The sequence below is a fragment of the Nocardia sp. CA-135953 genome (genome assembly GCF_050955735.1).
In the GTDB taxonomy this organism is placed as follows: domain Bacteria; phylum Actinomycetota; class Actinomycetes; order Mycobacteriales; family Mycobacteriaceae; genus Nocardia.
The window spans coordinates 4,577,766-4,590,735 of the sequence record NZ_CP192082.1; the positions used below are offsets into that span (position 1 = coordinate 4,577,766).

Consider the following 12,970-nt stretch of genomic DNA (forward strand, 5'->3'; position numbering starts at 1 on the left):
GGCGCGCTCACGCAGATCCGTAGCGCCGCACCACTTCACGCCGAAGCAGCTTTCCGCTGGGAAGCCGCGGGATCTCCTCGAATGACACGGTCTTCGGGCACTTGTAGTGCGCGAGGCGCGCGCGACAGTATTCGATCAACGCGGCTTCCAGCGATTGCCCGGATTCGGCGTCGCTCGCCGGCTGCACGACCGCGTGGACTCGCTGACCGAATTCACCGTCGGGCACACCGACCACCGCCGCATCGGTGACGGCCGGGTGCAGCACCAGGACGTCTTCGACCTCTTGCGGATAGATGTTCACCCCACCGGAGATGATGAGATCGCCGCGCCGTCCGGACAGGTAGAGATATCCCTCCTCATCGAGGCGACCGAGATCTCCCAACGTATTCCAGCCTGCGGCGTTATGCGCTGCCGCTGTCTTGTTCGAGTCACCGTGATAGCGGAACTGCGGCACATCGCTGAACCAGACGGTCCCTACCGCGCCGACGGGCAATTCTCGCCCGCTCTCGTCGCAGATGTGCGGAACCCCGATCAGCGCCTTTCCGACCGATCCAGGGTGCGCCAGCCACTCTGCCGAATCAATCATGCAGAAGCCGCTGCCTTCGCTACCCGCGTAGAACTCCACGAGTGTCGGCCCGAACCACTCGATCATCGCCCGTTTCACCGCGCTCGGACACGGCGCCGCCGCGTGAACCACCACCCGAAGGCTCGACACATCACGTCGAATGCGCTCGCTCTCAGGGAGTTTCAGCATGCGCACGAACATCGTCGGGACGAACTGCCCGTGCGTGACTCGATGCCGTTCGATGAGATCGAGTGCCCGCGCGGCATCGAAGCGCTCCATCATGACGACCGTGCCGCCATTGCGGATCACGCCCATCGACCACCCCAGCGGCGCGGCGTGATAGATCGGCCCCGGACTGAGATAGACTGTGTCGCAGTCGAATCCGAATCGTTCGGCCATGACGTGATCTATCGGCAGCCCCGATCCGAACGGCGCACCCGACAGTTCCGGCAGGATGCCCTTGGGCCGGCCGGTGGTCCCGGACGAGTAGAGCATGTAGTAGCCCTCGGCCTCATCCGGGATCGGATCGGACGACTGCGTCGCGCACAGTTCGTCCAGCCCGTGTGCCCCGGACCCGGTTGCAACGCGGTCCAAATCTGGCAACTGCTCCGCTATCTGCGATAGCGATGCCGCGTGAACCAGCAGCCGGGCACCGCAGTTCTCGACGATGTACGCCGCTTCGGCGACCGTCAGATGCCAGTTGACCGGCGTATAGAACAGCCCGGCCCGCTGCGCGGCCCACAACACCGGAAAAACCTCGAGCGTGTTGTCGAACAACACAGCCACATGGTCACCCGCTCGCAGGCCCAATTTCCGGAACAGTCCGGCGATCCGATTGGATCGCGCCTCCAGTTCGCGGTAGCTCAGCGCTACCCCGGACTCCCCCATGACGACCGCAGGTTTGTCGCCGAGCTCACCAGCCAGCCGCGTCAGATTCATCCGGAATTCCACGGCAAAAGTATAGCTAATCCAGCTAATCTAATCATCTACAACGGATATACCGGACAATGACCAAACGTTGGACGGCGGACCGGGTCCGCATTCAGCGCAGCTCAGGCGATCAGCGCGGCGGTCTCGCGCAGCCGCTGTTCGCAGTCGGCAACGAGTTCCCGGGCAATGGTTTCCGCCGGTCGAAGCTCGGCGAACGAGCCCACGACCTGGCCGATGAAGAACGACTCGAGCATCTCGGCACCTTCGTTCCCGGCGGCCGCCGCGGCATCGATGCGGTTCCACGCCTCGTTGACCAGCATCGGCTGCAACGGCATGGGCAGCGGTGCGGGCGCACCCGCCGCCTCCCACTCGTCGTGCCAGGCACTGCGGAGCTGGCGCGCGGGCTTGCCGGTACGAGTCTTGGAGCGCAACGTATCCGAACTCGTCGCGACCAGGAATTTCCGCTTCACCTCAGGCGGAGTGATGTCCTCGCGACTGGACAACCATACCGAGCCACACCACACACCGGCCGCACCAAGCGCCAGCGCAGCCGCCATCTGACGGCCGCTGCCGATACCACCCGCAGCCAGCACCGGGCGCCCCTCGGCCAGGTCGACGATCTCCGGAGTCAGCACCATGGTCGCGATCGTGCCCGTGTGTCCGCCGGCCTCGGTCCCCTGCGCGATGAGCACGTCCACACCGCAAGCCAATTGGCGCACAGCATGTTTAGGCTGCCCGACGAGAGAGGCGACCACGATCCCGGATGCCTTGGCTCGCTCCACCATCTGCGGTGGCGGCGTGCCCAGTGCGTTGGCGATCAATGCGATGGGGTGGTCGAACACGACGTCGAGCAGGGCCGCCGCGCCGTCGGGGTTGATGCTCGCGGCGACGTCATCGTTGTACGTGCCCGCGTTCGAGCCCAGCGGCGGGATGTCGTACTTGTCGAGCAGACGATGCACGAAATCGATGTGCTCGCGCGGGATCTGGGCCCGCAAACTCGCGACGAGGCTGTCGGGATCACCGGCGGCGAATTTCTCCGGTACCAACAGATCGACACCGTAGGGTTTGCCGCCGACCTGTTCGTCGATCCAGGTCAATTGCGCGTCGAGTTCCTCGGGGGTGTACGCCGTCGCGGCGAGCACCCCCAGTCCGCCGGCGTTGGTGACCGCGGCGACTACGCCGGGCGAGCGATTGAAGCCGACCAACGGGTGCGTTACGCCGACCAGGTCCGTGAAAGAAGTACGCATCAGCGAGGACTTCCTTTCTCGAAAATTGCAGTGACAAAGAGGGATTCGTTGATGGAAAGAGATCGGGCCGCGTGGGACCGGCCGAGACGCTCAGCGCGGCAGCCCCAGCGATCGGGCGACCAGATTGCGCTGGATGTCGATCGTTCCGCCGCCCACGACCTGCATGATCGAGAACCGCAGGTTGTACTCGAACGCCCCGCGCCCTGGAACGTCGGTGACCGTTTCACCCAGCGCGGCGGCGGGTCCGAAGATACGCAGCGCCGCCTCGCTGAAATCCTCGTGCAGCAGGCTGGCGATGATCTTGGCCATCGGAGCCTCGAGTCGTACCCCTGCCCCCGCCGAGGTCGCCCGGATGCTGACATCGACCAGTACGCGAGCGGCCTGCAGACGGGCGGCGAGCTCGGTGATCAGTGCCCGCTTCGCCGAGCCGCGACCGCCGACGATGCCGTCGGGATCCTTCGCGATCTCGTCCAGCATGTCGTCCAGCAGCCGACGAATGTCGGCGGCGACGTTGGCCATCAGCACCCGCTCTTGCGCCAGCGCGGTCGTGATCACCTTCCATCCGCCGTTGACCTCTCCGATCCGATCACTATCCGGGATCCGGAACCCGTCGAAGAATGTGGAACACGAGATCTCGCCCGACAGTGCCCGATGCTGCTGCACCTCGAAGCCCGGACGATCCACCCGAGTCAGGAATACGGTGATACCGGCGTGTGGCGGACTCGCCGCCGGATCGGTGCGCGCGGCGAGCCAGACCCACTCCGCGGTGTGTGCGCCGGTGCCCCACATCTTGCGGCCGTCGACGATCCACTCGTCGCCGTCGCGCACCGCACGGGTGCGCAGCGCGGCCAGATCCGAGCCGGTCTCCGGTTCGGAATAGCCCAAGTAGAACGGGAAGTCGCCGCGACCGATCAACGGCAGCAGGCGCTTCTTCTGCTCATCGGTGCCGTGCCGGATGACCGCCGTACCCAGAAGGTCGATCGCCGCCTTTCCGGTCAGCGGAGCACGAGCGTACGAGAACTCCTCACCCAGGACGGTCTGGCGTTCGACCGATGCTTCCGCGCCGCCGTATTCCTGGGGCCAGGCCAGCGTGAGATAACCATGGTCGCGAGCTCCCTCGATGATCACCGCACCTGCGGGATCGCCGATGTGTCGCACCGCGACGTCATTGCCGTACTCGCCCAGGAACTTCCGGACCTCGGCGCGGAACGCCTCGGCGTCCTCACCCAGTTCGAGGGCGGGCAGCCGAGCGCCGGTCTCGATCAGCACATCGGCGACCTCGCCGGCGGCGAGCGGAAAAGCATCCAAGCGGCAGATGTCGGCGTTCACGCGGCGGAACAACCATGGCGCTTCGTGCTCCTCGAAGTATCCCGATGCCGCGAGCGTGTGCTGGGCGCCGAACTGGGTGCGGATCGCGGCCGGTCCGGCGAAGGCCACCGCGAGCTCGCACGCCAGCCCGGAGTCCGAGCGGCCCGCCTGCAGCGCGGCGACGGCTTCCTCGATCAGGTGGCGCGCTGCGGTGATGTCGGTGGCGCCATCGGCCGCCCGGTGCGACACCGCCTGGAAGCTGCCGATCGGCTTGCCGAACGCGACGCGCTCCTTCGCATGCGCGAGGCTCAGCTCCCACGCCCGCTCGGCAGCACCGACGGCGCGGGCCGCCAGACCAAGCCGGACCAGCTGCTTCGCCCGTTCGACCGGGTCGACTCCCACCGTCGACTCCGCAGTCACCTCCGGGGCCAGTGTCACTTCCGACCAGGACGGCAGCGCCAGCCCCACAGTCGGAGTACGCGTCGCGATCGGGCGCAATACGGCCCGGTCGCCGTCAACCAGCAGGACGTGCGTAGCCGCCACCGCTGCGTCCACCGAGCGCACAACTGTCGCATCGACCGCGGCCGCCGCCACGACCGGCCGGATGACACCGTTCACGATCTGCTCACCCACCGGGTCGGTGCCGAACAACTCCAGCGCCACATTGGCATCCACAAGCGGCAACACACATGCCATCCGGCCCAGCCGGGTCACCGCGGCGATCGTGGCGTCGATCGCACCGTCGGCAGCGAGTCCGGTCCACCCCTGCGCCGCGGCCACCGACCACAGTTCGGTGAGGGCGGTATCGGGATCACCTCCCGCGGCCGTCGCTGATGGCCAGAGACGGCGCAGTTCGCCGTCGACCGATTCGACGAACGCGTCGCGTTCGTCGCGGGTGAGTGTCGGCATTGTCGAGACCTCCCATGGATTCGGGCTGCAGAAGTGTCGCCGGGCGGCGACTGTTAATTCGTACGCTACCCGTACGTAAGTGTCTTCGCCAGTGTCTTCCAGCTGGAAATCGCACGAAGGTCCAAGTCGTTTGTATGGTTGCCACCATGGAGGGAGCGCAGACCGGTACGACCGCGGCGGGCCGCCGAGGGCGGCCCCGCAACCCCGACGTGGAGGACAAGGTCTTCGACGCGGCCATGTCGGTGTACGCGCGGGACGGCTGGGCCGGATTCACCTTCGAAACGATCGCCCGGGAGACGGGCATCGGCAAACCCGCGCTCTACCGCCGCTGGCCCTCCCGCGGAGACCTACTCGCCCAAACCTTCCGGGCACGCTTGTTCGTCGTCGACCGCATCGATACCGGCAATCTGCACGACGATCTACTGGCACTCGCGCGAATAACGCTGGAGCACATGCTCAGTCCGCACGGCCAGGCCATCGCCCACATGCGCATCGACGTGCCGCGCTACCCGGAAGTGGCGGAGTCCACCGCCGAATATCGCGAATCCACCACGGCCGCGGCCCGCCAGATCGTCCGTCGCGGCATTCGCCGCGACGAGCTGCCACCCGGAACGCCCCCGACCTTGGTCCTCGACATGGTCGTAGGCGCAGCAATCAACCACGTGAGCACCATGACACCGACACTGAAACCCCAGATCCTCTCGGGCATAGACGATTTCGCTCAATCTCTGGTCGCGGCCATCGTGCGCGGACTCGGCACCGGACGAGCGGAAACCCCGGACTAGATCTACTGTCGGCAGCGCCGACCGAATTCGGCGCGGAAGGCCAGGCGCGCACCTGGGTGCATCGTCCACCGAGACCGCAACCCGCCCACCGCTGTCGTGGTCCGCAGTGAATTCCACAGCGCCGGTTGGGAAGACAACCCGATGCATCGGGCACCGGTGAGTTCGCCCGCGATGTCGGAGAGCTTGCCGATCACGGAACAGGGGCTCCCTCCGCTGAGCATCGAACAACGCGGGTAGCCGTATCGCGCATCCAGGCCCACACTCACCTGGGCCCATACTCTCGAGTGTCGGGCATCGCCGGATCGAGTAGCCTGTGGGTAACCAGGACCTGTTGGCAGCCAACACTGTCCAGATCCCTCCGATGACGTGTTATATGAACGGAGCAGGTCGAGCGAATTCGGGAGAGCCGTGTCCAGCGAAGATGACTCAAAAGCCCCAGGCCGGCCACGAGACCCCAGCCTGGACGGCCGCATCCTGCAGGCCGCCCGCGAGGTCTACACCAGGTACGGCTGGTCTGGATTCACGGTCAAGGCGGTCGCCGCCACCGCCGGGGCATCACGGGACGCCGTCGGCCGCCGTTTCGGCACCCGCGAAGAACTGCTCATGGAGGCTCTGACCGCCTCAGGTTTCCCGCTCCTGGAACAGCACGACGGGCAACCGCTGCGAGAATGGCTGCTCGAGCTGACCCTCGCCATCGTCGATGTGTTCACCCGCGGTCCCGGCCGGGCGTACTTGCGTATCCATCTGGACGCCGACCACGTTCCCGGACTGTTCGCCGCCTATCGCAGGCGAGTGCTGGAGCCCGGACAACAGATGCTGCGCGAGCATATCGCTGAGGCCGCACGCGAGCAGAACATCGACGATATCGACCCGAGCACAGTCACCGAGGACATCCTCGGCCCGACCGTCCTACTCGCACTTCTGAACCAGGACATCGGCGGCGACCGCAATCGGCTGGCGGATCTGCGGGCGCACCTGTCCGCGGTTGTCGATCGAGCACTCTCCCGGCACGGATCTATCATTATCTAGATTATCTAGATTCGAAGTTCTAGGCTGGGACTCGCGGACGGACGACAGCAGCTCTCGCAGCCGCCAGCGAGCCTCTGGAGGCCCGAGATGTCTGACACGACAACGCGACCGCGGTGACGAAGAGGCGGGTCATGGAATCGGCTGGGTATACCGAAGTGCTCGCTCTGTTCACCGGCTACAGACGCAGCCGCCGCATGGCGCTCCAGCAAGCCGCCGCGATCGCGGGCCCAAGAGGCATGGTGCATGTCGTGCGCAACGCGGACTACATCTCGCCGATCGTCGGCATGGCCGGACTCGCCGGATTGACTACGGATCTCGACTGGGTCGAGGAAGCCGAGTTCGCCGAGGCCGCAGCCATTCTCGCGCCGACCGGCTGCGGCTGGTTCTGGCACAGTGTGCAAGGCCGAGAATGGTCGCATGTCCTCGACCGCGCCCGACGGGCCGGTCTGCCCGCCGTGGTCCCGGCGTGGAGCCGGCCCTGGGGTGAACCGCGACTGGTCCTCCCCGACCGACGACACGAACCCCGGTCAGCGGATGCCCTCGGCCCGAAAAACGATGACGGCCCACGCGACTCATGACGTCCACAGCCGCGCACAAGGTAGCGGGCGCAGACCGTCGTAGAGCTTTGCGTCGATCCGAACCTCGACGCCCGCGCGCCGCACGGCCTCCGCGAAGCGTTCGGCGATGTGCAGCGGAGCCCGATACTGCAGGGCGGGATGGTCGAGGAAGCTGATTGTCACCCGACACTCGGCGGTATCGGCCACTGCCACCTGACCGCGGTCATCCGGTTGTGATCGATACTGGTTTCGAGCCATCGCCCTGCACTCCGTCGTACAGCCAGCCGTCCATCGGCTTCCGTTCGAATCGGACGCGATATGACAACGCGTCGTAACCTCAAGTTAAGCTAGTTTATATAGATTAACAAGCCTTTCGTAAGGTACGTGGCACGTGATGTCGGGTTACGGCAACCGAACGATGCGGACAGCACGCCGAAACTTCCGGCGCGGGTGTGCCACCGGGCAGAGGTGCCATGTCCGTCGCGAGCAGCCGGATCAAGATGAACTTGCTGAACCAGATTCGTCGTCGCGGCCTGTCGCACCGGCCGCGATGAGATAATCTCCACCAGGCTCGATGACAACCAGCACGTACGCACACGGAGGAACATGTGACCAGCGCCAAGCGCGCGTCGCCCGACAATGCCCCGATCCGGATGAAGAAGATGCCGGAAGTCATTGCCGATCGCATACGGCTCCAGATCGCGCGGGAACAGATCCGCGACGGCGAATGGCTGCCGACCGAGCCCGAGTTGATGGAGCAGTTCGGGGTGTCGCGGCCGACGCTACGTGAGGCGTTCCGGCTACTCGAGGCCGATTCTCTCGTCACGATCCGCCGTGGCCCACCGGGCGGGGCACGAGTCACCATTCCGGGGCCTGAGGCAGCAGCCGCTCAGTTCAGCTTGCTGCTCACCCTGTCCAAGACCACGCTGCAGGATGTCTACGAGGCCCGCATGGTGATCGAGCCGGCGTCCGCTCGCCGTCTGGCGGAACGCGGTCCGGCGGCCAATCGGCGGGCACTGTCCGCCGAGGTCGAGAACGTCCGCGCCGCACTCGACACCCCGGTCGAATTCGGAAAACGGACAGTGCAGTTCCATCGTCGCCTGGTCGAACTGTCCGGAAACCAAACCCTGGCGACCGTGATCGGGATGCTGACCGAGGTCGTGGAGCGGCAGACAGAACAGCGCTACGACGAGACGGCAGGCAAACCCGGCGATGTCGATGCGAACAACAAGCGAGCACTGCGTGCGTACGAGCGACTCGCCGAACTCGTCCAGGCTCGTGACGGAGACGGCGCAGAGGCGTTTTGGCTCAAGCACATGAAAGCGGCGCGCTCGCACCTGCTGTCCAACGGCGGCGACACGACACAGGTCGTGGACCTGCTCTACTAGCCGGAGGACCAAGATTTGGCCACCGACATCCGACGCCGAGCCCGGTTGCATTCGTCGTCGCCATGCCACGCATCCCGGCGCTTGGTGGCCATGCGTCGAGTACTTGGCGCATGAACTATCCGGGGTCGACCATCGAACGGTACCCACTGATATAGCGCCTGCATCCTCGGCCGAAATCTACGGACCAATGCAACCGCGAATCGGATGAGGCCGGTCTCGATGGAGCGCGCCAACCCTCAGTCCGCCACGCTCAGCGCCGATCCGGAAACCGCCTGGCCGGTGTCCATGGCCTCGTCGAATCCGCGCGCCGTCAACACGGCGGCAACCCACCCTGCAGTTCCGGTGCGTCCGGCCATATTCGAGCTCGAGCATCGTCCCACATCAAGGCGGCAGCTCAGCACCGCTGGGAAGAGCCCGACCAGGCATAGCGGCGACAGGAGAATCCTCCTGCAACTATCTGCCCACGGTATTAACATGGTTTACTGAGTTGACTAGGACTTCCCAAAGGAGAACTCGGTGTCACGACCGGAAACGCTTGCCGCGATGCTGAGTCCGGAGGCAGCCGGCAAGGGAGTGCGAACACCGAAAACCGCAGAGGTCCTCGCTGGGAGACTTCGTCGAATGATTGTCGACGGTCAGCTGAAGGAAGGCGACTTCCTGCCCCACGAAGCCGAGCTGATGACCCATTTCCAGGTCAGCCGCCCCACACTTCGTGAGGCCGTGCGAGTTCTGGAATCCGAGCGGCTGGTCGAAGTCCGCCGCGGATCGCGCACCGGCGCGCGCGTGCGTGTGCCCGGACCCGAGATCGTCGCCCGACCGGCCGGGCTGCTACTCGAACTGAGCGGTGCAACCCTGGCCGACGTCATGGCCGCCCGTGCGGCCATCGAACCGGCCGCAGTGGGGATTCTCGCCGCGACCGGATCCGAACACGCCCACGACGAATTGGAAAATATGGTCGAGGCCTTCCCTGATCGCTGGGAGTCCGGGGACCTGGCTCGCGCCACCGCGGTGTTCCATCTCCAGCTCGTCGAACTTTCCGGCAATTCCGCCCTCGCCATGATCGCCGGCATGCTGCACGAGATCAGCGAGCGCCACACCGCGGCCGTGCTCGCCGAGGACCAGAACATCGTCCCGAAAAAGGAGTACGCACGACTTCTTCGTTCCTATCGTCGATTGCTGGAGCTGGTCCGGGATCGCAATTCGGCCGAAGCGGAAGCGCATTGGCGACGGCATATGGCCTATGCAGGTGCGGCGATCCTGCGCGGCAACGAGAAGACCAAAGTTCGCGACATCATGGGTTGATGCCGCGAACTCGACTCCCCCTGCCGCAGTCAGCCCGAGTCTTCGGTCATAGATTTCCAGTTCGGCCGTCGCCGACGAACTGGCTCACACGCACTGTGCTTTCGCATGGTCACCGAGACCACGCCACCGAGACCCGAGCTCGGTCGAGCCGATTATGAGCAAACTCGCAGCACATGCAGACGTTCACCGCATTGGCATCCGGTGATGCGGCGCGCGGTGGACGACGCTTGCTGTAGCGGCAAACTGCTGCCGTCCTGCCGACCTGCTTGGATCACAATCACCGACCTTCGTGACGGCAGCCACACATGTATGACATAGTTATACATGTTGGCCCAAAGGAGGATCATGTCGAAGGTCATCTCGAGCGACCGAGCCCAGTCCGAATCGCCCGCGGCGCAGACCAACGGGATTCCCACGGTCGCGCTGCTGGACGGTCGCAGCGGACTCTCGCGAAAAGTCATCGGCAACAAGGGATTCGGCATCGACGGTATGCGCGGGCACAATCTGCCCGTGCCAATCGACGAAGCCGAGGCACCGCGCCGGGTGCGACCCGACCACGTCGGCACCCTGCTACTACCGGCACGTCAGCCGGAAACACGTTTGACCGCAACACTTCTCGCCAAGGGGTTGGCCGCCTGCCCCGGAGTCGCCACGGGCCGCGCGGAACTCTGAATCGTCGACTCGGACGTGGAGGCGCTGATCCTCAGCGCGACTGTTCGATCCCAAATCTTCTATACAGCAACACATTTGACGCAAGGAACATAATCATGGCCAGACTGGCAGACAAGGTCGTCCTGATCAGTGGTGTGGCACGCGGACAGGGCCGCAGTCACGCGATCCGCCTCGCCGAGGAAGGCGCCGACATTATCGGTTTCGACCTCTGCGAGGACATTGCGAACAACGAGTACCCGCTGGGTACCGCCGAGGACCTGGAGGAGACGGTCCGGCTGGTGGGCAAGACCGGCCGCAGGATCATCGCCGACAAAGCCGATGTGCGTGACCGCCGAGCGGTCGAAGACCTGGTGGGGCGAGCTGTCCAGGAATTCGGCCACATCGACGTAATCGTCGCCAATGCCGGGATTTGCCCGCTCGGGGCCGGGCGGCCCATTGGTGCGTTCGTCGACGCCGTCGATGTCGACCTGCTCGGAGTGATCAATACGGTGCACGCCGGATTGCCGCATCTCACCGACGGTGGTTCTGTCATCGTCACCGGCTCGGTCGCCGGATTGCTCACGGGGGTCTCGCCGAGCTCCGGGCCGCAGGGGCCGGGCGGAGCGGGGTACAACCTCTCCAAGCGGTTCCTCGTGGAGTACGTCAACACTCTGTCCCTGCAACTGGCTCCGAGCGGCTCACGCGCCAACGCGGTACATCCCACGAACTGCGATACCGGCATGTTGCAGAGCGAGCCGATGTACAAGACATTCCGGCCGGACCTCGAATCGCCCACGCCGGAAGAGGCAGTCGAGGGATTCCATGCCATGCAGGCCATGCCGATTCCGTGGGTCGAGCCGGTGGACATCTCCAATGCGGTGCTTTTCCTGGCGTCGGACGAGTCCCGGTACGTCACCGGGTTGCAGCTGAAGGTCGACGGCGGCGCGTTGGTCAAGCGCGGTCTGTGACCGTCTGCGGCGTCCTCCGGCATTCGGAGGACGCCGAGCTCGGACCAATCTGCGGAGGATCGCAACCGCGTAGAGCCACAGTCGTCCGGCACCGAGGTGTAAGCCTCGGCGCCGGACGCGTTCTCGATTCTGCTGCGCGCGTTGTTACATCGGTTCTATCCGCACGGGCGTACGGCCTTCGAGCATCGCTCGCACCCGCGCATTACCGGATTGGTCCGCCGTGACGCCGGTCGTGTTCGCGGTGGACACGACCCGGTAATGGTGGCCGGGACCAACCGTTCGATCTCCAGCGCGGCCCAGCTCGACGGGCTGGCCACGAGGGCCACTGGTTCAGCCAGATAGCGATTCCTCCGACGGCGACCACGGCGACTCCGGTCTCGACGAGGGCCAATGACGCGAGTCGACCACCCGGCCAGGCGAGCCTGAATCTGCGTGGCGCGGTGGGTGAGATGAGTTCATGCAACCGCTGTGAACAGCCGCGCAAGCAAGAAACAGCAAACCATGGTGTCGTCCGCGAATTCGATCGAGGCGTCAGACCAGGTCGAATCTATTGCTGGACTGCAGGGCCCGGGTGAGGCCCGGTACCAGACGCTGCACGCGCCACATTCCCTTCGACACCGCTCCGGGCAACACGAGGAAATGTCCTCGGGCCAAACCCTTTTCGGTTGCCGCGACAACCTGCTGCGGCGTGATCGCCATCTTCAACGCTCGGCCCCGCTTGTCCGGGTTCGTGAAGAAGTCGCCCGCCATCGGTGTCTTGACCGCCTCTGGACACACACAAGCCAGCCTTACCCCGGTGCCGTCGACTTCGTAGCGCAGCGACTCGAGGAAGCCGATCACCGCGGCCTTCGTCGCGCCGTACGCGGCCATCTTGTGTGGCGCAACGATTCCCGTCAGCGACGCGACCACAGCGAACTCACCGTGTCCCCGCTCGATCATCCTCGGCAGCACCGCATACACGAGATTGACGACGCCGCCGTAGTTCACCCGTGTCATCAGATCCACATCCGCTCGGGCAACCGAGAGAGTCGGCCCGACCCGTGCCACCCCAGCACACGCCAACACATGGTCGATCGGACCGAGGTCGTCCTCGATCTTGGCGACCACAGCCCCCAACGCCGCCGAATCCGAAACGTCCACAGCGAATGTGGTGACGTTGTCGCCGAACCGATCCGCTACCTCACTCAGCGCCTTGTCACTGAGATCCAGCACGGCGATCCGGAAGCCACGCTCGGCGAGGCGCTCGACCCCGGCCAGGCCGATTCCACTCGCGCCGCCGGTGACCAGAGCCACCGATGACGATTGTGTGGCAGGTGTTTTCACTATGTCTC

Annotated in this window: 11 protein-coding genes and 1 pseudogene; 7 read left to right on the forward strand and 5 right to left on the reverse strand. The window is 65.2% G+C overall.

Annotated elements, in window-relative coordinates; all coding sequences use genetic code 11:
- Positions 1–7: 7 nt before the first annotated feature.
- The 3 genes from ACQPXH_RS21050 to ACQPXH_RS21060 all read right to left on the reverse strand — a co-directional run bounded on the left by ACQPXH_RS21050 (position 8) and on the right by ACQPXH_RS21060 (position 4,959).
- Positions 8–1,504, reverse strand: coding sequence for an AMP-binding protein (locus ACQPXH_RS21050; protein WP_433598251.1), 1,497 nt, complete (start codon positions 1,502–1,504; stop codon positions 8–10).
- A gap of 113 nt (positions 1,505–1,617) precedes the next feature.
- A complete protein-coding gene (locus tag ACQPXH_RS21055) occupies positions 1,618–2,742 on the reverse strand; it encodes a nitronate monooxygenase (protein WP_433598252.1) in 1,125 nt (374 codons plus the stop codon).
- 90 nt (positions 2,743–2,832) lie between these two features.
- Entirely contained in the window at positions 2,833–4,959 is a 2,127-nt protein-coding gene (locus tag ACQPXH_RS21060) for an acyl-CoA dehydrogenase family protein (protein WP_433598253.1), read from the reverse strand.
- Positions 4,960–5,105: 146 nt separating this feature from the next.
- On the opposite strand from ACQPXH_RS21060, the gene ACQPXH_RS21065 reads away from it, so the two are divergent.
- From ACQPXH_RS21065 to ACQPXH_RS21075, 3 genes are all read left to right on the forward strand, one after another.
- Positions 5,106–5,744 carry a TetR/AcrR family transcriptional regulator gene (locus ACQPXH_RS21065; RefSeq protein ID WP_433598255.1) on the forward strand — a complete coding sequence of 213 codons (639 nt, stop codon included), beginning with the start codon at positions 5,106–5,108 and terminating at the stop codon, positions 5,742–5,744.
- Between the two features lie 408 nt (positions 5,745–6,152).
- Positions 6,153–6,773 carry a TetR/AcrR family transcriptional regulator gene (locus ACQPXH_RS21070; protein ID WP_433598256.1) on the forward strand — a complete coding sequence of 207 codons (621 nt, stop codon included), beginning with the start codon at positions 6,153–6,155 and terminating at the stop codon, positions 6,771–6,773.
- A 131-nt stretch (positions 6,774–6,904) separates the two neighbouring features.
- The gene (locus ACQPXH_RS21075; protein ID WP_433598257.1) at positions 6,905–7,351 is read left to right on the forward strand and encodes a hypothetical protein; all 447 of its coding nucleotides are present in this window, start codon (positions 6,905–6,907) and stop codon (positions 7,349–7,351) included.
- On the opposite strand, the gene ACQPXH_RS21080 is transcribed toward ACQPXH_RS21075, so the two are convergent.
- Complete coding sequence (locus ACQPXH_RS21080) at positions 7,346–7,513, reverse strand: hypothetical protein (protein WP_433598258.1); 168 nt, start codon at positions 7,511–7,513, stop codon at positions 7,346–7,348. The two genes, ACQPXH_RS21075 and ACQPXH_RS21080, sit on opposite strands and share 6 nt — an antisense overlap.
- 425 nt (positions 7,514–7,938) lie before the next feature.
- On the opposite strand from ACQPXH_RS21080, the gene ACQPXH_RS21085 reads away from it, so the two are divergent.
- The 4 genes and pseudogenes from ACQPXH_RS21085 to ACQPXH_RS21100 all read left to right on the forward strand — a co-directional run bounded on the left by ACQPXH_RS21085 (position 7,939) and on the right by ACQPXH_RS21100 (position 11,639).
- Positions 7,939–8,718 (forward strand): FadR/GntR family transcriptional regulator, encoded by a 780-nt coding sequence (locus tag ACQPXH_RS21085; RefSeq protein ID WP_433598259.1) that lies wholly within the window; start codon positions 7,939–7,941, stop codon positions 8,716–8,718.
- 516 nt (positions 8,719–9,234) lie between these two features.
- Positions 9,235–10,020 (forward strand): FadR/GntR family transcriptional regulator, encoded by a 786-nt coding sequence (locus ACQPXH_RS21090; RefSeq protein ID WP_433598260.1) that lies wholly within the window; start codon positions 9,235–9,237, stop codon positions 10,018–10,020.
- 516 nt (positions 10,021–10,536) lie between these two features.
- Positions 10,537–10,683, forward strand: a pseudogene (locus ACQPXH_RS21095) (pyruvate, phosphate dikinase); the annotation flags it as partial.
- 104 nt (positions 10,684–10,787) lie between these two features.
- Positions 10,788–11,639 (forward strand): mycofactocin-coupled SDR family oxidoreductase, encoded by an 852-nt coding sequence (locus ACQPXH_RS21100; RefSeq protein WP_433598261.1) that lies wholly within the window; start codon positions 10,788–10,790, stop codon positions 11,637–11,639.
- A 531-nt stretch (positions 11,640–12,170) separates the two neighbouring features.
- On the opposite strand, the gene ACQPXH_RS21105 is transcribed toward ACQPXH_RS21100, so the two are convergent.
- A complete protein-coding gene (locus tag ACQPXH_RS21105; protein WP_433598262.1) occupies positions 12,171–12,962 on the reverse strand; it encodes an SDR family NAD(P)-dependent oxidoreductase in 792 nt (263 codons plus the stop codon).
- Positions 12,963–12,970 lie beyond the last annotated feature (8 nt).